This window comes from Amycolatopsis sp. EV170708-02-1 (genome assembly GCF_022479115.1).
GTDB lineage: Bacteria > Actinomycetota > Actinomycetes > Mycobacteriales > Pseudonocardiaceae > Amycolatopsis.
Genome location: NZ_CP092497.1, coordinates 5,625,107 through 5,647,769 on the forward strand (window position 1 = coordinate 5,625,107; position 22,663 = coordinate 5,647,769).

Sequence of the window (22,663 nt, forward strand, 5' to 3'; positions counted from 1 at the left end):
CAGCTCATCGCGACGATCGCGATCGGTTCGTCGGCCGTCACCGCCGCCTGCCCGGTCTCGGGCCCGCCCTGCGAACCCAGGACGCCGTCACCGATATGGGCGGCGAGCGCTTCCGGGGTCGGGTAGTCGAAGATCAGCGTCGCCGGCAGCCGCAGCCCGGTGGCGGCGGTGAGCCGGTTGCGCAGTTCGACGGCGGTCAGGGAGTCGAACCCGATCTCCTGGAAGGATCGCGTGGCCTCGACCGCGTCCGCGCCGGTGTGCCCGAGCACGGTCGCGGAATGGCCGCGCACGAGGTCGACCAGCAGCGCCTCCCGGTCGGCGACGGGGACCGCGAGAAGCTTGTCTCGCAACGAGTCCGCGTCACCGGCGGTCCCGGCGGACGCGGCGCGGCGTACCTGGCCGCGGGCGAGGCCGCGCAGCAACGGCGGGAGTCCCTCCGCGCCCATCGCGGCGACGTCCAAGCGCATCGGCACCAGGACCGGTTCCGCCAGCGCGCTCGCGGCGTCGAAGAGCTCCAGGCCGTCCTCTGTGGACAGTGCGGGGGTTCCGCTCTGGGCCATCCTGGTCAGTTCGGCCTCGCCGAGCGTGCCGCCCATCCCGCCCGTCTCGGCCCACAGGCCCCACGCCAGCGATCGCGCGGGCAACCCCTGCACGGCACGCCGGACGCTGAGCGCGTCCAGGAAACCGTTCGCGGCGGCGTAGTTCGCCTGCCCCGCGTTGCCGAAGACACCGGCGGCCGAGGAGAACACGACGAACTCGGCGAGATCCGCGCCGCTGGTCAGTTCGTGCAGGTTCAGCGCCGCGTCGACCTTCGGCCGCAACACCTTCGCCAGCCGCTCCGGGGTCAGTGAGCCGACGAGGCCGTCGTCGAGGACACCCGCAGTGTGCACCACCCCGGTCAGCGGATGCCCGGCCGGGATCCGGGCGAGGACGGCGGCGAGCGCGTCGCGATCCGCAGCGTCGCACGCCTCGACCGTCACCGACGCGCCCGCCTCGGTGAGTTCGGCGACCAGCTCGGCTACACCCGGGGCGTCGTGGCCGCGCCTGCTGGTCAGCAGCAGCCGCCGGACGCCGCGTTCGCGCACCAGATGCCGGGCGAAGAGCGCGCCGAGCGCTCCCGTTCCCCCGGTGACGAGCACGGTGCCCTCGGGATCGAGAGCGGCGGGCATCGTCAGGACGTTCTTGCCGACGTGCTTGGCCTGGCTGAGGAAACGGAACGCGTCACGGCCGCGCCGGACGTCCCAGGCGGTGACCGGCAACGGCGTCAGCGCCCCGGCCGCGAACAGCTCCAGCAGCGCGGCGAGCATCTCGTGGATGCGCTCGGGTCCGGCGTCGATCACGTCGAAGGGGTGGTATTCGACCCCGGTCTCCCCCGGTTCGCGGATGTCGGTCTTGCCCATCTCGGCGAAGCGCCCGCCGGGAGCCAGCAGCCGCAGGGACGCGTCGACGTAGTCGCCGGCCAGCGAGTTCAGGACGACGTCGACACCGCGTCCGGCGGTGGCGGCGCGGAACTTCTCCTCGAACCCGAGGTCACGCGAGGAGGCGAGGTGGGCATCGTCGAAACCGTTGGCACGCAAGGTGTCCCACTTGCCCGGACCGGCGGTGCCGAACACCTCGGCCCCGGCGTGGCGGGCCAGCTGGGTCGCGGCCATGCCGACGCCGCCCGCCGCCGCGTGCACCAGGATCGACTCCCCCGCTTCGAGCCGCGCGAGGTCGAACAGGCCGTAGTAGGCGGTGAGGAACACGATCGGGACCGAGGCCGCCGTAGCGAACGACCAGTCCTCCGGCATCTTCGCCAGCGTCCGGTGATCGGTGACGACCTGGGGCCCGAACCCGTTCGACATCAGGCCGAACACGCGGTCGCCGACGTCGAGTCCGGTGACGCCGGGCCCGATCTCGGTGATCACGCCCGCGCCTTCGCTGCCGAGGGTGGCCGCGCCGGGGTACATGCCCAGCGCGATCAGGACGTCGCGGAAGTTGAGCCCGGCGGCCCGCACCGCGATCCGCACCTCGCCTTCGGCCAGCGGCGCGACCGCTTCGGGCGACGGCACCAGCGTGAGATTCTCCAGGGTGCCGCGGCCGGTGGTGTCCAGCCGCCAGGCTCCCTCGGGCGGGGTGAGTTCCGTGGACGAGGCGGTGGTGGCCAGCCGCGGCGCGAGGGCCCGGCCGTCCCGCAGGGCGAGCTGCGGCTCGTCGACGGCCAGGACCCGGCCGTCGGGCGTGGTCTCGGCGTCGACGAGCACGAACCGCCCGGGGTTCTCCGACTGCGCAGCGCGCACCAGTCCCCAGACCGCGGCGTGCGCGAGGTCGGTCACCGCTTCGCCGTCGCCCGCGGCGACCGCGCCCCGGGTGTGGACGACGAGCGGGCCGCCCAGCTCGTCGTCGAGCCACCGCTGGACGGCTTCGAGGACGGCGGCCGTCGTCTCGTGGACACGCTCGGCGGAGTCGCCGCCGCGAGGCACGGAGAAAACGGATTCCAGTGCTTCGCCGGTCTCCGGGAGCGGGACCGGACGCCAGCCGACCCGGTAGAGCGAGTCGTGTCCCTTGCGCGCCAAGGCGTCGCCCGAGATCTCGCGCAGCGTCAGTTCCTCGGCCGAGACGACCGAGCGGCCGGTGCCGTCGGCGACCAGGACCGCGAACCCGTCGGGGCCGGCCGGCCGCAGCCGGACGCGGAGCCGGGTCGCGCCCGCGGCGTGCAGGCGCACTCCGGACCAGGCGAACGGAAGCCGCGTGCCGTCGTCGCCGCCCGCGAGGGCGAGAGTGTGGAGCGCGGCATCGAGCAGCGCCGGATGCAGGCCGAACCGGGCGGCGTCGGCGTGCTGGTCCTCCGGGAGGTCGACCTCCGCGAACAGGTCTTCACCCGCTCGCCACGCCGCGCGGAGGCCACGGAAAGCGGGCCCGTACTCGAGACCGGTGGCGGCGAGCCGCTCGTAGACGTCCTCCACCGAGACGGCTTCCGCGGCTTGCGGCGGCCAGGTGGTCAACCCGGCAGGTTCGGCGGCTCCGGCGGCCGACAGCAGCCCGGTCGCATGCCGCTGCCAGCCGTCTTCGCCCTCCTCGCGCGAGTGGATCTCGACGGTCCGGCGACCGGTGTCGTCGGCCGAGCCGACCAGCACGGACAGCTGAGTCGCACCGCGCTCGGGCAGGACGAGCGGCGCTTCGAGGGTGAGGTCTTCGAGGTGGCCGCAGCCCGCCTCGTCCCCCGCGCGCAGGGCGATCTCGACGAACGCGGTGCCGGGCAGCAGGACCACGCCGCCGACCCGGTGTTCGGCCAGCCACGGCTGGGCATGCCCGGACAACCGGCCGGTGAGCAGGAACCCGCCGTCCCCCGGCAGTGCCGCGGCCGCGCCGAGCAGCGGATGATCGGGGGTGCCGAGCCCGGCGGCGGTGACGTCGCCCGCCGCGCCGCCCGCGGAGGAGAGCCAGAAGCGGCGGTGCTGGAAAGCGTAGGTGGGCAGGTCGACGGGACGGCCACCGTCGAGCAGGGCCGTCAGATCGACGTCCACGCCGTGGGCGTGCAGTCCGGCCGCGGCCGTCAGCAGCGTCTCCACCTCCGGCCGGTCGCGCCGGAGTGCCGGAACGACGACCGCGTCCTCGGCGCTCTCCTTGGCCATCGCGGTCAGGACACCGTCCGGCCCGATCTCCAGGAACCGCGTGACCCCTTCGGCTTCCAGGAACTTCACCGAATCGTGGAACCGCACCGCGTCACGGACGTGACGGACCCAGTAGTCCGAAGTGGACACATCGACAAGAGCCCCCGACACGATCGGAATCCGCGGCGTCCCATACGACAAACTGTCGGCGACCGCGCGGAACTCCTCCAGCATCGGCTCCATGAGCGGCGAGTGGAACGCGTGGCTCACCACGAGTCGTTTGTTCTTGCGTCCCTCGAAATGCGACACCACCGCGGCGACGGCGTCTTCGTCACCCGAGACCACCACCGACTCCGGACCGTTGATCGCCGCCAGCGAAACCCGCCCGGTCAGCAGCGGCGTCACCTCGGCTTCCGTTGCCTGCAAGGCCACCATCGCGCCGCCGGTCGGCAAGGCCTGCATCAACCGGCCCCGCGCCGACACCAGCTTGGCGGCATCGTCGAGGGAAAGCACACCCGCGACATGCGCGGCCGCGATCTCACCGACCGAGTGCCCGGCCAGGAAGTCCGGCCGGACACCCCAGCTCTCCACCAACCGGAACAGCGCCACCTCGACCGCGAACAACGCACACTGCGTGTTCGCGGTCTGATTCAGCTCCTCGGCCGTCAAGTCCTTGATCGGCTGCTCGAACCGGGAACACACCTCGTCGTAAGCCTCGGCGAACACCGGGAAACGCTCGGCCAGCTCACGCCCCATCCCGAGCCGCTGACTGCCCTGACCCGTGAACAGGAACGCCGTCCGGCCCTCCGTCGCGCGGCCGATGACGGTGAGATTTTCCAGCCCTGCCAGCAGGGTTTCGCGGTCTCCGGCCACGACGGCGGCCCGGTGTTCGAGGGCCGCGCGGGTGGTCGCGAGCGAGAAGGCGACGTCGGCCAAGGCGGCGGGCGTCTCGGCGAAGAAGTCCCGCAACCGCAGCGCTTGGTCGCGCAGGGCCGCTTCACTCCCGGCGTACAGGACGAACGGCATCGTGCTCTCGCCCGCTTCGGCGACCCCTACCGGTGCGGGGCCTTGCTCCAGGACGACATGCGCGTTGGTGCCGCTGATCCCGAACGACGACACAGCGGCACGCCTGGGCCGTCCGGCCTCCGGCCAGGGCCGGGCCTCGGTCAGCAGGGACACCGCTCCCGCCGTCCAGTCCACATGGGACGACGGTTCGGTGACGTGCAGCGTCTTCGGCAGCACACCACGGCGCATCGCCTCGACCATCTTGATCACGCCCGCCACCCCGGCGGCGGCCTGACTGTGCCCGATGTTCGACTTGATCGACCCGAGCCACAGCGCGGCGTCCTCCCGACCCTGGCCGTAGGTCGCCAGCAGGGCCTGCGCCTCGATCGGGTCGCCCAGCGTGGTCCCGGTCCCATGCGCTTCGACGGCGTCCACTTCGGACGGTTCCAGTCGTGCGTCGGCCAGGGCGCGCCGGATCACTCGCTGCTGCGAAGGACCGTTCGGGGCGGTCAGCCCGTTCGACGCGCCGTCCTGGTTCACCGCGGAACCCCGGACGACGGCCAGGATCCGGTGCCCGTTGCGCTCGGCGTCCGAGAGCCGCTCCACGAGCAGCATGCCGACGCCTTCGGACCAGGACGTGCCGTCCGCACCGTCCGAAAAGGACTTCGAGCGGCCGTCCGGCGCCAAGCCCCGCTGACGGCTGAAGTCGACGAAGGTCTCCGGGGTCGCCATCACGGTCACCCCGCCCGCCAGCGCGAGCGAACATTCGCCACGCCGCAGCGCCTGTGCCGCCAGATGCAGCGCGACCAGCGACGACGAGCACGCCGTGTCCACGGTGACCGCCGGGCCTTCGAGCCCGAAGGTGTAGGAAACCCGCCCGGACAGCACGCTTCCGGAGTTGCCGGTGCCGAGGTAGCCCTCGACGTCGTCGGGGACGACCGTGGCGCCGGTGAGGTAGTCGTGGTACATCTGCCCGGCGAAGACGCCGGTGTCACTGCCCCTCAGCGTTCCGGGGTCGATCCCCGCCCGCTCGAAGGCCTCCCACGAAACCTCCAGCAACAGCCGCTGCTGTGGGTCCATGCCGAGTGCCTCACGCGGCGAGATCCCGAAGAAGCCGGCGTCGAAATCACCGGCCTCGTACAGGAATCCGCCTTCGCGCACGTAGCTCTTCCCCGCCTTGCCGGGGTCCGGGTCGTAGAGGCCGTCCAGATCCCAGCCGCGGTCCGCCGGGAAGAGCGAGATGCCGTCGCGGCCCTCCGCGACCAGCCGCCAGAGGTCCTCGGGCGAGGCGACCCCGCCGGGATAGCGGCACGCCATCCCGATGATGGCGATCGGCTCGTCGGCCGCGGTCGTGGGCGTGTGAACCGGGACGTCGGGCGCGGCGCCGAACAGTTCGGCGGCGAGCAGCTCCGCGAGTGCCTTCGGGGTGGGGTGGTCGAACACCGCGGTCGCGGGCAGCCGGAGCCCGGAAGCGGCGTTGAGGCCGTTGCGCAGTTCCACCGCGGTCAGCGAGTCGAAACCGAGCTCCCGGAACGGACGGGCCGGTTCGACGGACCCGGCGTCCCGGTGGCCGAGCACCTCGGCGACCTGGCCGCGGACCAGCGCGAGCAGTTCCCGGTCCCGCTCCTCGGCGGACAGGGACGCCAGCCGGTCACGCAGCTCCCGCGCGGCGGGGGCGGCCGACGCGGTCCGCCGGGACTTCCCGGCGAAGGCCCGCAGGAGCGGGACGTCCGTGACGCTCGTGCGCAGGGCGGGCACGTCGAGCCGCATCGGCACGAACAGTGCTTCCTCCGTCCCCACGGCGAAGTCGAACAGGGTCAAGGCGTCGCCTACCGGGAGCGGCAGGAGACCGGAGCCCGCCATCCGCGCGCGATCGGCCCCGGCGAGCGCTCCCGCCATCCCGTCGCCGGTCTCCCAGAGCCCCCACGCGAGCGAGGTCGCGGGCAGTCCCCGTTCCCGGCGGCGCGCCGCCACCGCGTCGAGGGCGGCGTTGGCGGCGGCGTAGTTGGCCTGCCCCGCGCTGCCGAGCACACCGGCCGCGGAGGAGAAGAACACGAGGTGGGCGTCGCCGGCCAGTTCGTCCAGCAGGAGCGCGGCGTCGACTTTGGACCGCAACACGGTCTCGAACCGGTCCGGGCTCAGGTCGGCGAGCAGTCCGTCGTCGAGGACACCGGCGGCGTGGACGACGGCGGTCAGCGGAACGCCGTCGAGCAACGCCGTCAGTTCGGCGCGGTCCGCGACGTCGCAGGCGACGATCCGGGCCTGGGCGCCGAGATCCGCCAGTTCGGCGACCAGTTCGCTCGCGCCGTCCGCGGCGGGACCGCGTCGGCCGGCGAGGATCAGGTTCCGCACACCGCGCCGGGTGACGAGGTGCCGGGCGAGTTCGGCGGCGAGCGCGCCGGTGCCACCGGTGATCAGGACGGTTCCCGCCGGATCCCAGCCCGGCCCGGTTTCGCCCTCGCGCACCGGGGTGAGCCGCGGAACGCGAACCTCGCCGTCGCGCACGAGGGCTTCGGTCTCGCCGGAAGCCACGATCCCGGCCAGCATCCCGGCCGTGAGCGCGGCGGGATCGTCGGCGTCGACGAGCACGAACCGGCCGGGATACTCCTCCCGCGCCGAGCGCACCAGCCCCCAGACCGCCGCCTGCGCCGGATCGGTGAACGCTCCGCTGGTCAGGAACACCACGGGATCCTCGCCCGGTTCCACGGCGATCTCCCTGGCGTGCGTCGTCGCATGCCGGACATCGGCGATGTCCACAAAGGACTCGACGGTCGGTTCACCGGTCCCGGCCGGCGTCGCCACCGGCGTCCAGGTGACGCGGAACAGCGAGTCGCGGGGAATCGAGGCGGCCGCGGCGGCCGGGGCCCGCAGGCTGAGCGCACCGACCGACAGCACCGGCGCTCCGGCGGGGTCGGTGGCGAAAACGGAGACCGCGCCGTCGCCCACGGGGCTGAGCCGGACCCGGAGAACGGTCGCGCCGTCGGCGTGCAGGCGGAGATCCGACCAGGCGAAGGGGATCTCCAGCCCCCGCGACTCGCCGACACCGATGGCGTGCAGGGCGGAGTCGAGCAACGCGGGGTGGATCCCGAAGGTGCCGGGAGTGTCGTCCACCTGGACTTCGGCGAACACGTCGCCGTCGCGGGTCCAGACGGCACGGACACCCTGGAAGGCAGGACCGTAGCCCAGCCCTTCGGCCGCCAGGTCCGGGTAGAAGCCGTCGATGTCGACCGGTTCCGCCCCGAAGGCGGCCACTCGGTCATCTCGTCCTGTGTGGACGGTCCGGTGCCGAGGACGCCGGAGGCGTGCCGCACCCAGACGTCGTCGTCCTCAGGCCGGGCGTGCACGGTGACCGAGCGCCTGCCCTGGTCATCGGCGGCCCCGACCGCGACCTGCAGCTGGACACCGCCGTTGCCGGGCAGCACCAGCGGCGCTTCCAGATTCAGTTCCTCGACGGCTTCGCAACCGGCCTCGTCGGCGGCCGCGAGCGCGAGTTCCGCGAACGCCGTGCCCGGCAGCAGCACGTTCCCGCCGACGACGTGGTCCGCCAGCCACGGCAGCGTGCTCAGCGAGATCCGGCCGGTCAGCAGGATCTCGTCCTCGCCCGCCGGCCGGACGGCTGCGGCGAGCAGAGCATGCGGTGACGCGTCGAGCCCGGCGGCGGAGACGTCACGATGAGCGGCACCGGATTCGAGCCAGAAGTGCTCGTACTGGAACGGATAAGTGGGCAAGTCGACACGGCGGGCCCCGGGGAACAGCGGCGCCCAGTCGACCTCGGCCCCGTGGACGTGCAATCCGGCGACCGCCGTCAGCAGGGTCGCCACCTCGGGGCGGTCCCGCCGCGACGCCGGGAACACGACCGCGTCCTCGGCGCTTTCCTTGGCCATGGCGGTCAAGACGGCGTCGGGGCCGATCTCCAGGAACCGGGTGACACCCTCTGCTGCCAGGAACTCGACCGAATCGTGGAACCGCACCGCGTCACGGACATGACGGACCCAGTAGTCCGAAGTGGACACCTCCGCCAAGCCGCCGGACACGATCGGGATCCGTGGCTCGGCGAAGGTCAGCCCCTCCACCACCGCACGGAACTCGTCGAGCATCGGCTCCATGAGCGGCGAGTGGAACGCGTGGCTCACCACGAGTCGTTTGTTCTTGCGTCCCTCGAAGTGCGACACCACCGCGGCGACGGCGTCCTCGTCACCCGAGACCACCACCGACTCCGGACCGTTGATCGCCGCCAACGAAACCCGCTCGGTCAGCAGCGGCGTCACCTCGGCTTCCGTCGCCTGTAAGGCCACCATCGCGCCGCCGGTGGGCAAGGCCTGCATCAACCGGCCCCGCGCCGACACCAACGTCACCGCGTCATCGAGAGACAGCACACCCGCGACATGAGCCGCCGCGATCTCCCCCACCGAATGCCCGGCCAAGAAGTCCGGCCGGATGCCCCAGCTCTCCACCAACCGGAACAACGCCACCTCGAAAGCGAACAACGCACACTGCGTATTCGCCGTCTGATTCAGCTCCTCGGCCGTCAGCTCCTTGATCGGCCGCTCGAACCGTGACGAGACATCATCGAAGACCTCGGCGAACACCGGGAAACGCTCGGCCAGCTCACGACCCATCCCGAGCCGCTGACTGCCCTGACCTGTGAACAGGAACGCCGTCCCGCCGTCCGTCGCCCGCCCTTCCACCAAAGTGGCGGTGTGCAGGTCGTCCAGTGTGCCGACGACGGCGGCCCGATAGTCCAGCGCGGCCCGCGTGGTGGCTAGCGAGAACGCGAGATCCGCCGCGGTGACGTCCGAGTGCCGCGCGAGTTCCCGCACGCGCGCCACCTGCTCGCGCAGCGCGGCCTCGGTCTTGCCGGACAGCACGAACGGAACCGGGCCCGCGAGGGTGGAGGGCGGTTCTTCTTCGGCGGCGGGCTGTTCGAGGACGACGTGCGCGTTCGTCCCGCTGATCCCGAACGAGGACACCGCGGCCCGCCGGGGGCGATCCGCCTTCGGCCACGGCTCGGCCTCGGTCAGCAGCGAGACCGCGCCCTCGGACCAGTCCACATGGGACGTCGGCGTGTCGACGTTCAGCGTCTTCGGCAGCACGCCGTGCCGCATCGCCTCGACTAGCTTGATGATCGACGCGACCCCGGCCGCGGCCTGGCTGTGCCCGATATTGGACTTCACCGAGCCGAGCCAGAGCGGGGTGGTCCGGTCCTGGCCGTAGGTGGCCAGCAGCGCCTGCGCCTCGATCGGGTCGCCGAGCCGGGTTCCCGTGCCGTGCGCCTCCATGGCGTCCACATCGGACGGTGCGAGCCGCGCGTTCGCCAGCGCCTGCCGGATGACCCGCTGCTGCGAAAGACCGTTGGGGGCGGTGAGCCCGTTCGAGGCGCCGTCCTGGTTCACCGCGGATCCGCGCACGACGGCGAGGACGCGATGCCCGTTGCGCTTGGCGTCCGAAAGCCGCTCGACGAGCAGCATGCCCGCGCCTTCACCCCAAGCGGTGCCGTCGGCGGCTTCGGCGAACGCCTTGATCCGGCCGTCCGGCGCGAGCCCACGCTGACGGCTGAAGTCCACGAAGGCCGCCGGGTTGGCCATCACGGTCACCCCGCCCGCCAGCGCCAGCGAGCATTCGCCCTGCCGCAGCGCCTGCGCCGCCAGATGCAGCGCCACCAGCGAAGACGAACACGCCGTGTCGACGGTGACCGCAGGGCCTTCGAGCCCGAAGGTGTAGGAAACCCTGCCGGAGGCGATGCTCGCGAAACTCCCGTTGCCAAGGTACGGCTCGAGATCCGCGGGCGGCGTGCCCGCGATGGCCGAGTACTCGTTGTGGATGACCCCCGCGAACACGCCGGTCCGGCTGCCCCGCAGGGAATCCGGGGCGATCCCCGCGCGTTCGATCGCCTCCCAGGAGATCTCCAGCAGCAACCGCTGCTGCGGATCCATCGCCAGCGCCTCACGCGGCGAGATGCCGAAGAACGCCGGGTCGAACCTGGCGGCGTCGTGCAGGAAACCGCCTTCCCTGACGTAGCTCTTGCCCGGTTTGCCCTGCTCGGGGTCGTAGAGCCCGTCGAGGTCCCAGCCGCGGTCGGCCGGGAATCCGGTGAGGCCGGTGCGTTCCCCGGCGACCAGGTCCCACAGCTCCTCCGGCGAGCGGACCCCGCCCGGGTAACGGCAGGCCATGCCGATGATCGCGATGGGCTCGCCGGTCAGGCGCCGGTTCTCCCCGCGCAGGCGGTCGGCTTCCTTCAGCGCCGCCCTCAGGGCCTCGACGACCTTGTTCTCGGATGTGGACATCGCAGCTCCAGGGTGTTTCGCGTCAGGCGGGGTCGGAAGCGTCGAAAGCGAGTTCGATCAGGCGGTCGGCGTCCATCTCGTCGATGTCCGCGCCGTCGAGCGACTCGGTGGGGCGGTAGCCGGGGTCGGCCAGCCGGGTCAGCAGGTCCAGCACGCCGGCTTCACGGAGCCGGTCGGCGGGCACCGAGGCGAGGACCGCGCCGATGCGGGCGACCTCGTCGTCAACGGCGTCCTCGGCGGGTGCCAGCCGGTCGCCGAGGGTTTCGGCGAGCGCGGTGGGCGTCGGATGGTCGAACACGACGGTGGCGGGCAGCCGCAGGCCGGTCGCCGCGTTGAGCCGGTTGCGGAGTTCGACCGCGCTGAGCGAGTCGAACCCCAGCTCCCGGAACGCCTGCCGGACACCGACCTGCTCCGGGGAACCGAAGCCGAGCACCGCCGCGACGTTCGCGCGGATCAGGTCCAGCAGGGCCCTGCCGCGGGCTGCGGGGGCGAGCCCGGCCAGCCGGTCGGCGAATCCGGCGGTCTGTGCTCCGATGGCCGCGGCCGCCCGGCGGACCGGTGCCTTCACCAGCCCCCGCAGCAGCGGATGCACTTCCCCGCCTCGCAGGGCGGCGAGGTCGATGTGCATCGGCAGCGGCGCCGGTTCGTACCCGGCGCGGGCGGCGTCCAGCAACAGCAAACCGTCCTCAGTGGACAGCGGGCTCATCCCGGATCGCTTGAGCCGGGCGAGATCCGCCTCGCCGAGGTGCCCGGTCATCCCGCTCAGCTGGGCCCAGAAGCCCCACGCGAGCGAGACCGCGGGCAGCCCCTCCGCACGACGGTGCCGGGCGAGGGCGTCGAGGAAGCTGTTGGCGGCGGCGTAGTTGCCTTGTCCGGCGTCGCCGAACGCACCGGCGGCCGAGGAGAACAGGACGAACTCTGCGAGCTCCGCGTCGCGGGTCAGCTCGTGCAGGTTGACCGCGGCGTCGACCTTCGGCCGCAGCACCTTCGCCAGCCGCTCGGGGGTCAGCGTGGCGACGAGGCCGTCGTCCAGGACTCCGGCGGCGTGCACCACCCCGGTCAGCGGATGTTCGGGCGGGACGGTGGCGAGCAACGCGGCCAGCGCCGTCCGGTCCGCCGCGTCGCAGGCGGCGATGGTGACCGACGCCCCGGCGGCGGCCAGTTCCGCTTCGAGTTCCGCCATCCCGGCCGCGGCGCGGCCCCGGCGGCCGACGAGCAACAGGTGCCGGACACCACGCTCGGCGACCAGATGCCGGGCGACCAGTGCGCCGAGTGTCCCGGTGGCACCGGTGATCAGCACCGTCCCGTTCTCGTCCATTGCGGACGGAATGGTGAGCACGTTCTTGCCGATGTGCTTGGCCTGGCTCATGAACCGGAAGACCTCGGGCGCGCGGCGCGCGTCCCACACCGTCGGCCGGGGCACGGTGAGCGACCCGGCGCCGAACAGCTCCAGCAGCTCGGCCAGGATCTCGCCGATCCTCGGCCGTCCGGCGTCGAGCAGGTCGAACGCGCGATAGGTGACGCCGGGATGCGCGGCCGCGACCTCGTCCGCGTCACGGATGTCGGTCTTGCCCATCTCCACGAACCGGCCGCCCTCGCCCAGCAGCCGCAGCGACGCGTCGACGAACTCCTTGGCGAGCGAGTCCAGGACGACGTCCATCCGGCCGAACCGGTCCTCGAAGTCCAGCGTGCGGGAGGAGGCGATGTGCTCGTCGTCGAAACCGAGGCCCCGCAGCACCTCCCACTTGCCGGGGCTCGCCGTGGCGAACACCTCGACGCCGAGGTGGCGGGCCAGCTGGACCGCGGCCATGCCGACGCCGCCGGTCGCGCCGTGGATCAGCACCTTCTCCCCCGGCCGTAGCCCGCCGAGGTCGACCAGCCCGTAGTAGGCGGTGAGGAAGACGACCGGCAGCGCCGCCGCTTCGGTGAACGTCCAGTCCGTGGGCATTCGCGTCACCGTCCGCCGGTCGGCGATCGCGACCGGGCCGAACGCGCCGTCGAACAGGCCGAAGACCCGATCGCCCGGTTTCAGCCCGGTGACACCGGCGCCGATTTCAGTGACCACGCCCGCGCCCTCGCTGCCCATCACCGCGTTGTCCTCGGGATACATGTCGAGCGTGATGAGCACGTCGCGGAAGTTGATCCCGGCGGCCCGGACCTGGATCCGGACCTCACCGTCGGCGAGCGGCCGGGCGGCCGCGGGTGCCGGGACGAGCGCGAGCTCTTCCAGCGTGCCACGACGGGGCGCATCGAGCACCCACGGGCCGTCGGGCGGGGTCAGCGTGCCGTCGGCGGAGACCTTGGCGAGCCTCGGCACGAGCAGTTCCCCGTCGCGCCACGCGAGCTGGGCCTCACCGGTGGCCAGTACCTCGGCGGGCAACGCCGGGGGAAGGTCCCCGTCGCTGTCGAGGAGGACGATCCGGTCGGGGTTCTCGGCCTGCGCGGACCGCACCAGGCCCCAGGCCGCCGCGGCCGACAGGTCGCTGACGTCCGCGACCGCGCCGCGGGTGTGCAGCACCAGCCGCGCGTCGGCGAACCGCTCGTCGTCGAGCCAGGTCCGGATCAGGTCCAGCACCCGGGCGGTCGTGCGATGCGTGCTTTCGGTGAGGTCGCCCGCCTCGGCTCCCACCGGCACCAGCACCACATCGGGAATCTCGGTGAGCGCGGTGAGGTCGCCGTCCGGCAGGACCGTGACGGTCGGCGTCCCGACGGCTTCCGGTGCGACCACCGGAGTCCAGCCGACGCGGAAAAGCGAGTCCGGACGCCGAGAGCCCGGCAGCGCGGCAGGCCGCGTGACCAGGCCTTCGACGGTCGCGACCGGCGCACCCGACGGGTCGGCCGCCGTCACGGCGACGGTGTCCGCCCCCACGGTGAGCCGGACCCGCAGCGCGGTGGCGCCGACGGCGTGCACGGTGACCCCGGTCCACGCGAACGGCAGTTCCGCGCCGTCGCCGGACCGGACGGTGCCGAGGGCGTGGAGGGCGGCGTCGAGCAACGCCGGATGCAGGCCGAACCGGTCCGCTCCCTCGGCGCCGGGCAGGGCGACCTCGGCGAAGACGTCGGAGCCCGAGGTCCAGGCCGCCCGCAGCCCCTGGAACGCCGGGCCGTAACCGTAGCCCTGCGTCTCGGCTTCGGCGTAGAAGCCGTCGAGGTCGACGCTCGTCGCGCCGGCGGGCGGCCATTCGGTCAGCCCCTCTCCCGGGGTCTCCTCCGAAGTCAGGAAGCCGGACGCGTGCCGCACCCAGATGTCGTCACCGGATTCGGCCTGGGAGTGCACGGTGACCTCGCGGCGTCCGTCCACTTCGGACCCCACGGCGACCTGGACGCGGACGCCACCCTGCTCGGGAAGCGGCAGCGGGGCTTCGAGGGTCAGTTCGTCGATCCGTCCGCAGCCCGCGTGGGTCCCGGCCTGCAGCGCGAGCTCCACGAACGCGGTGCCCGGCAGCAGGACGGTGCCCTGCACCGCGTGATCGGTCAGCCACGGCTGGGCGGCCGTCGAGATCCGGCCGGTGAGCAGGAGCCCGCCGGAACCCGGCAGCGCGGTCGCGGCGGTGAGCAGCGGATGCCCGGTGGCGCCGAGACCGAATCCGGCGGCGTCGCCCGGTTCCCCGGCGTCGGTGAGCCAGAACTCCTGATGCTGGAAGGCATAGGGCGGCAGATCCACCCAGCCCGCCTCGGGCAGCAGCGCGGCCCAGTCGGGGCTGAGGCCGTGGGCGTGCGCCTCGGCCAGCGACGTGACGAACCGGGTCGGCCCGCCTTCGTCGCGGCGAAGGCTCGCGAGCGCGACGGCGGGCACGGCGGCCTCTTCGACGAGTTCGGTCAGCCCGGCGACCAGCACCGGATGCGGGCTCGTCTCGACGAAGAACCGGAACCCGTCTTCGATGAGCCGCCGCACCGCCAGGTCGAACCGGACGGTGGCCCGGAGATTGCGGAACCAGTAGGCCGCGTCGAGGGTGGTCGTGTCGATCGGTTCCCCGGTGACGGTCGAGTACATCGGCACGCCAGCTTCGCGCGGCGCGATTCCCGCCAGGGCCGTCACGACGTCCTCTTCGATCGAGTCGACGTGAGCCGAATGGGACGCGTAGTCCACCGGGACACGCTTCGCCCGCACATCGAGCAGCTCGCACCGCTTGAGCAGCGCGTCCAGCCCGGCGACGTCACCGGACACGACGACGGAGGCGGGGCCGTTCACCGCGGCCACGGACACGCCGTCGGGCAGCAGCTCCCGGACCCGGTCCTCGGAGGCCGCGACCGACACCATCCCGCCCAGCCCGGACAGCGCCAGGATCGCCTTGCTGCGCAGGCAGACCACCCGCGCGGCATCTTCCAGCGACAGCGCGCCCGCGACACACGCGGCCGCGATCTCGCCCTGCGAGTGCCCGGCCACGGCGGCGGGTTCGATCCCGCACGCCCGCCAGAGCCGGGCCAGCGACACCATCACCGCGAACAGCACCGGCTGGACGACGTCCACCCGCTCCAGCGCCGCCGCGTCGGACAGGACGTGCGTCAGCTTCCAGTCCACATGGGACAGCAGCGCGGTCTCGCAGTCGGCCATCGCCTCGGCGAAAACGGCCGACGAACCCAGCAGATCCACCGCCATCCCGGTCCACTGCGAACCCTGGCCGGGGAAGACGAAGACGGGCTTGCCGTTCTCGGCGACCCCGCCGACGACGTGGGGCGCGGGGACGCCGTCGGCCAGCGCGCGCAGCCCGGCGGTCAATCCGGCGCGGTCGCCCGCCACCACCACGGCACGATGGTCCAGCGCGGACCTGGTCACCGCGAGCGCGCGGGCCACCGCGGGCAGCGAGACGTCGTCACGGAGGTGCCCGGCGAGCCGGTCCGCCTGCGCGGCCAAGGCGGCGGACGTCTTTCCGGACAAGACGAACGGCAGCACGTCACCACCGAGCGGTGATGTGTCCGAAATGGACTGTTCGACCGGCTCCGCCTGTTCCAGGACGACATGCGCGTTGGTCCCGCTGATCCCGAACGACGAGACCGCCGCGCGCCGGGGCCCTCCGTGTTCCGGCCAGGAAACGGGCTCGCTGAGCAGGGACACGTTCCCGGCCGTCCAGTCGACCTTGGTCGTCGGCGTGCCGAGGTTGAGCGTGCGCGGCAGCACACCGTGGTGCATCGCCTGCACCATCTTGATGATCCCGCCGACCCCCGCGGCGGCCTGGGTGTGGCCGAGGTTCGACTTCAGCGACCCCAGCCACAGCGGCCGATCCCGGTCCTGGCCGTAGGTGGCGAGCACGGCTTGTGCCTCGATGGGATCGCCCAGTGGCGTCCCGGTGCCGTGCGCCTCGACGGCGTCCACTTCGGACGGTTCGAGGCCGGCGTTCGCCAGCGCCCGGCGGATCACCCGTTGCTGCGACGGACCGCTCGGGGCGGTCAGGCCGTTGGACGCGCCGTCCTGGTTGACCGCGCTGCCCCGAACGATCGCGAGGACGCGATGGCCGTTGCGGCGGGCGTCGGAGAGGCGTTCCACCAGGAGCATTCCGACGCCTTCGCTCCACACCGTGCCGTCGGCGTCGTCCGAAAAGGACTTGCAGCGGCCGTCGGGGGCGAGGCCCCGCTGACGGCTGAAGTCCACGAAGACCTCGGGCGTGGCCATCACGGTCACCCCGCCCGCCAGCGCCATCGAGCATTCGCCGCGCCGCAGCGCCTGCGCGGCCAGGTGCAGCGCCACCAGCGACGACGAGCAGGCCGTGTCGATCGTGACCGCCGGGCCTTCCAGCCCGAAGGTGTAGGCGACCCGGCCGGAGTGGATGCTGGCCGAGGTCCCGTTGCCGAGGTAACCCTCGACGTCGTCGGGCACGCGGTTCAGCCCGGTCGCGTAGTCGTGGTACATCACCCCGGCGAACACACCGGTTCCGCTGCCGCGCAAGGACTTCGGGTCGATCCCGGCCCGTTCGACGGCTTCGTGGGAGATCTCCAGCAGGAGCCGCTGCTGGGGGTCCATGGCCAGCGCCTCGCGCGGCGAGATGCCGAAGAAGCCCGGATCGAACTGCCCGGCGTCGTGCAGGAAACCGCCCTCGCGCACGTAGGTGGTGCCGCGGTGGTCGGCGTCGGGGTGGTAGACGCCGGCGGTGTCCCAGCCGCGGTTCTCGGGGAACCGGGTGACGCCGTCGTTCCCGTCGGCGACCAGGCGCCACAGGTCGTCGGGTGTGTTCACCCCGCCCGGATAGCGGCAGGCCATGCCGATGATCGCGATCGGCTCGTCGGTGTCGGCCGGAGCGGCCACCTCGTCGCGGACCGGAGCGGATCCGGCGGCGAGGAACGTGGCGACCGCACGCGGGTTCGGGTGATCGAACACCAGCGTCGGCGCGATCTTCAGCCCGGTGGCCGCGATCAGCCGGTTGCGCAGTTCCACGGCGGCGAGCGAGTCGAAGCCGACCTCGGTGAACGCGCGGTCCGGGTCGATCGCGCGGGCGTCCGGGTGGCCGAGCACGGCGGCGACCGTCGTCCGGACGAGGTCGAGCAGGGCCGCCTCGTCCAGTCCGCCGCGCGGCGCGGCCGACGGCGCCGGGCGGGTGACCCGGACGAGTCCACTGAGGACGGTGGGAAGTCCGTCGGCGGTGGCGCGGGCACGCAACGCGGCACGGTCCATCCGCATCGGCAGGAGCACCGGCCGGTCCGCCGCCAGCGCCGCGTCGAACAGCGCGAGACCGTCCACTTCGGACAGCGCGCGCTGGCCGGTGCGGGCGATCCGGCGCAGTGCCGCCTCGTCGAGCCGTCCGCCCATCCCGGCGTCCCACAGTCCCCAGCCCAGTGCCACGCCTGGGCGGCCTTCCGCGCGGCGGCGGAGGGCGAGTGCTTCGAGGAAGGCGTTGGCCGCGGCGTAGTTGGCCTGCCCGGCGCCGTCGAAGGTGGCCGCGGACGACGAGAACAGCACGAAAGCCGACAGGTCGAGGTCACGGGTGAGCTCGTCCAGGACGAGCGCGCCGGTGACCTTCGGCCGGAGGACGGCCGCCAGCCGCTCGTGGTCGAGCGTGGCGACGGTCGCGTCGTCGAGCACGCCGGCGGCGTGGACGACCGCCGACACCGGGTGTTCGGCGAGCAGTGCCGCGACGGCCTCGCGGTCGGCGATGTCGCAGGCGGCGACGGTGACGTCCGCTCCCAGCGCGGTGAGGTCGTCCACGAGCGGGCCCGCGGCGCCGCGACGGCTCACGAGAAGCAGGCTGCGGACCTCGTGCCGCTCGACCAGATGCCGGGCCAGCAGCCCGGCGAGACCGCCGGTCCCGCCGGTGATCAGCACCGTGCCACCGGTGGTGAACGAAGCCGGGGCCGGGCTCGGGACCCGCGTCAGCCTGGGGACCAGCACCACGCCGTCGCGGACGGCGAACTCGGGCTCCCCGGAAGCCAGTCCGGCGGCGAGGCCGTCTTCTCCCGTGACGTCGGCCAGCACCAGCCGGTCCGGATGCTCGGCCTGCGCGGAACGCACGAGCCCCCACGCGGCGGCCGTTGCGGGATCAGGGCTTTCGGTGGCGACGGCGCCCTCGGTCAGCAGTGCCAGCCGGGCCGGGGCGAACCGGTCGTCGGCGAGCCAGGCCTGGACGAGATCCAGCACGCCTTCAAGGGACTCACCGCAGCGGACGGCGACGACCGGCGGCACCTCGCCGTCGACGGCGGTCAGGTCCGGGTAGAGCCGGTATTCAGCGGTACCCGGGCTTCCGGAAAGCGGAACCCAGTCGACGCCGTAGAGCGCGCCGTCCTGCGCGCGCGGCGCGGTGGCGAGCGGGCGCAGGGCCAGGGATTCCACCGACGCGACGGGCTCGCCCGCGGCGTCGGCCACCTTCAGGGACACCGAGTACGTCCCGGCTTCGGCGCCCGCGACGTGGTTCTCGAGCTTGACGCGCAGCACGTCGGCACCACTCGCGTGCAGCGTCACACCGGACCACGCGAACGGCAGCGCCGCGGGACCACCGCCCCCGGCCCCGAGTTCGAGCACGTGCAGGGCCGCGTCCAGCAGCGCCGGATGCACGCCGAACCCGCCCTGGGTCTCCGGCACGGCGGCGACCTCGGCGTAGAGGTCGTCACCGGCCCGCCACGCGGCGCGCAGGCACCGGAACGCCGGTCCGTAGTCGAGGCCGGAATCGGCGAGCCGGTCGTAGAGATCGGAAAGGTCTAGGGGCTCACCGGCGGGCGGCCACGCCCCGAAGTCGGGAGCGGTCGCCGCGGCGCCGAGCGTGCCCGAAGCGCACCGCGTCCACTCGTCGTCGTCCGTGTCACGGAAGAAGATCAGGAGCCTGCCGTCGCGGACCGACACCTGGACCTGGACGCCCGCTTCGGAAACCACCAACGGCATTTCGAGGGTCAGTTCTTCGACGCCGCCGGATCCCGCGAGCTCCGCGGCCCGCAACGCCAGTTCGAGCAGCGCGGTGCCCGGCAGCACCACGTCACCACCGACGACGTGGTCGGCGAGCCAAGGCTGGGTGAGCGGGGACAGCCTGCCGGAAAGCAGCAGGGCACCGTCTTCGGCCGTGGTGACCGACGCCCGCAGGAGCGGATGACCTGTGTCGCCCAGCCCGTAGGCACCGGGATCCCCGGCGGTGTCCTGGTCGATCAGCCAGTACCGCTGCCGTTCGAAGGCATAAGTCGGCAAATCGGTCTTCGGGTGCTCGCCGAACACCCGGGGCCAGCCGGGTTCGGCGCCGCGGACCCACAGTTCGGCCAGCGACACGGCGAGCGCCTCCGCCTCCGGCCGCGAGCCGCGCAGGCTCGGCACCAGCGCCGGTCCCTCACCGTCGAGGACTTCGGCCGCCATCGGGGTCAGCACCGCGTCCGGGCCGAGTTCCAGGAGCACGTCGACGCCGAGTTCGTCCAGCCGCCGCACGCCGTCGGCGAACCGCACCGGGCGGCGCACGTGCTCCACCCAGTACTCCGGCGCCGTCGCCTCGGTGAGCAGTTCACCGGACACGGTGGACACCAGCGGAATCGCCGGCTTCCGGAAGGTGAGGATCTCGGCGAACCGGCGGAACTCGTCGAGCATCCCGTCCATGTGGTGCGAGTGGAAGGCGTGACTCACCTTGAGCCGTTTGGTCTTGCGCCCGGCGAACGCGGCGGCGATCTCCTCGACCGCGGCCTCGTCGCCGGAGACGACCACCGACCGCGGGCCGTTGACGGCCGCGATCGCGAGGCGGTCGCCCAGCAGCGGCAGGATCTCGTCCTCCTTCGCCTGCACGGCGAGCATCGCACCGCCCTCGCGCGTGTCCTGCATCAGGCGTCCCCGCGCGGCGACGAGCGCGGCGGCGTCGGAGAGCGAGAGCATGCCCGAGACGTGCGCGGCGGCCAGCTCGCCGATCGAGTGCCCGGCGACGTAATCGGGGCGCAGGCCCCAGTGCTCGTACAACCGGAACAGCGCGACCTCGACGGCGAACAGCGCGCACTGCGCGTATTCGGTGCGGTGCAGCAGCCCGGCTTCCTCGGTGCCCTCGGCAGCGAACACGATCTCGGCCAACGGCCGGTCCAGTTGCAGGTCGAGATGCCCGCAGGCGTCGTCGAAGGCGGCGGCGAACGCCGGGAACCGGCGGTGCAGTTCGTGGCCCATCCCGGCGCGCTGGCTGCCCTGGCCGCTGAAGACGATCCCGACCCGCGCCGTCCCGTGGACCAGGCTCGGCAGAGCTTCACCGGTGGCCAACGCGTCCAACCCGGCCAACAGTCCCGCGCGATCGGCGGCGGTCACCACGGCCCGCCACTCCAGGGCGGACCGGGTGGTGGCGAGCGCGGCGGCGATGGCGGGGAGGTCACTGTCCGGCAGGTCTTCGCGCAGCCGCGCGGCCTGACGGCGCAAGGCGTTCTCGTCGCGGCCGCTGACGGGGAACAACCAGGTGGGCCAGGCTTCCGGCGCCGGCTCGGGCTCCTCTTCGGCGGGGGCCTGTTCGAGGACGGCGTGCGCGTTGGTGCCGCTCATCCCGAACGACGACACCGCCGCGCGGCGGGGCGCCCCGGTCTCCGGCCAGCCGGCGGTCTCGCCGAGCAGCTCGACGGCACCGGAGGCCCACGCGACCTTCGGGGTGGGTTCGTCGGCGTGCAGGGTCTTGGGCAGCACACCGTGCCGCATCGCCTGCACCATCTTGATCACCCCGGCCACCCCGGCGGCCGACTGGGTGTGCCCGATGTTCGACTTGACCGAACCGAGCAGCAGCGGGCGCTCGCGGTCGCGGCCATAGGTCGCCAGTAGGGCCTGCGCCTCGATCGGGTCGCCGAGAACGGTGCCGGTGCCGTGTGCTTCGACAGCGTCCACTTCGGACGGTGCGAGCCCCGCGTTCGCCAGCGCGCGCCGGATCACCCGCTGCTGCGCGGCGCCGTTGGGCGCGGTGAGGCCGTTGCTGGCGCCGTCGGAGTTGATCGCGGTGCCGCGGACGACGGCGAGCACCCGGTGCCCGTTGCGCCGGGCGTCGGAAAGCCTTTCCAGCACCAGCATCCCGACGCCTTCGGACCAGCCGGTGCCGTCGGCCAAGGCGGAGAACGGTTTGCAGCGGCCGTCCGGGGCGAGCCCGCGCTGACGGCTGAAGGCGAGGAAACCGCCCGGGCTCGACATCACCGCGACGCCGCCCGCCACCGCGATCGAGCACTCCCCCAGCCGCAGCGCCTGCCCGGCCAGGTGCAGGGCCACCAGCGACGACGAGCACGCCGTGTCCACGGTGACCGTCGGGCCCTCGAACCCGAACGCGTACGAGACTCGGCCGGACGCGACGCTCGCCGCGTTACCGGTCAGCAGATACCCTTCGAGGCCTTCTTCCGCGCCACCGAGACGTGGTCCGTATTCCTGGGTCTCCGCGCCGACGAACACGCCGGTCGCGCTGCCCCGCAAGGTCGCCGGGTCGATCCCCGCCCGCTCGAACGCCTCCCACGAGGTCTCCAGCAACAAGCGCTGCTGCGGATCCATCGCCAGCGCCTCACGCGGCGAGATCCCGAAGAAACCCGCGTCGAAATCCCCGGCGCCGTCGAGGAAACCGCCTCGCCGGGTGTAGGTCTTGCCGGGCACCCCGGGGTCGGGGTCGTACAGCGATTCCACGTCCCAGCCGCGGTCGGCCGGGAACTCCGACGTCGCGTCCCCACCCTCGGTGACCAGGCGCCAGAGGTCCTCCGGCGAACCGATCCCGCCGGGATAGCGGCAGGCCATGCCGACGATCGCGATCGGCTCGTCGCCGGCGATCGGCTGGTAGTCCTCGATCTCGGCCACGGCCTCGCCGGCGAGCAGATCGCGCAGGTGCCCGGCGAGCGCCGACGGCGTCGGATGGTCGAAGACGAGCGTCACCGGCAGTTCCAGCGCGGTGGCCGCCGAGATCCGCCGGTGCAGCTCCACCGCCGCGAGGGAATCGAACCCGAGTTCGGCGAACGGCGTCCCGGGCGCCGCGGCCCCCGCGTCCGGCTTCGCCTCCAGCACCGCTTCGGTCTCGGCGACGACCAGAGCGGCGAGCGCCCGCCGTCGCTCCCCGTCCGGGGTTTCGTCGAAAGCGGCCAGCACCGTGGCCCAGTCCGGCCGAACACGTCGAGTTCGCAGAATCAGTTCGTCTCGCATGGTCCGCATTTCGGGTTCGAGGATGGGGTTCCGAAGCTAGTGCGGGAACGGACCCCTTTCGCACCCCTACGTCCCCCTGTTCACCGTCGAGCGCGGGGGCGGGCAGGGGTCGGTGCGGCGGTTCCGCGGGCAGGTCTGGGGCGCAGGTCGCGAAAGCCACTTTCGCGACGTCTGATGTCCCGAAAGTGGCTTTCGCGACACGCCCCCGTATCCGACTTGGGCTGAAGGCTCCCTTCGCCGCATCAGACGCGGCGAAG

At 72.8% G+C, this 22,663-nt stretch carries 1 protein-coding gene and 1 pseudogene; both read right to left on the reverse strand.

Annotated elements, in window-relative coordinates; genetic code table 11:
* Nucleotides 1-41: 41 nt before the first annotated feature.
* Nucleotides 42-10,882 (reverse strand): annotated as a pseudogene (locus MJQ72_RS45175) (SDR family NAD(P)-dependent oxidoreductase); the annotation flags it as partial.
* Between the two features lie 22 nt (nucleotides 10,883-10,904).
* Nucleotides 10,905-22,415 (reverse strand): type I polyketide synthase, encoded by an 11,511-nt coding sequence (locus MJQ72_RS25505; protein WP_240593538.1) that lies wholly within the window; start codon nucleotides 22,413-22,415, stop codon nucleotides 10,905-10,907.
* Nucleotides 22,416-22,663 lie beyond the last annotated feature (248 nt).

What these genes read in the sequence shown, in the direction of transcription:
- MJQ72_RS25505 (WP_240593538.1), bottom strand. Translation starts at nt 22,415, where the DNA reads ATGCGGACCATGCGAGACGAACTGATTCTGCGAACTCGACGTGTTCGG.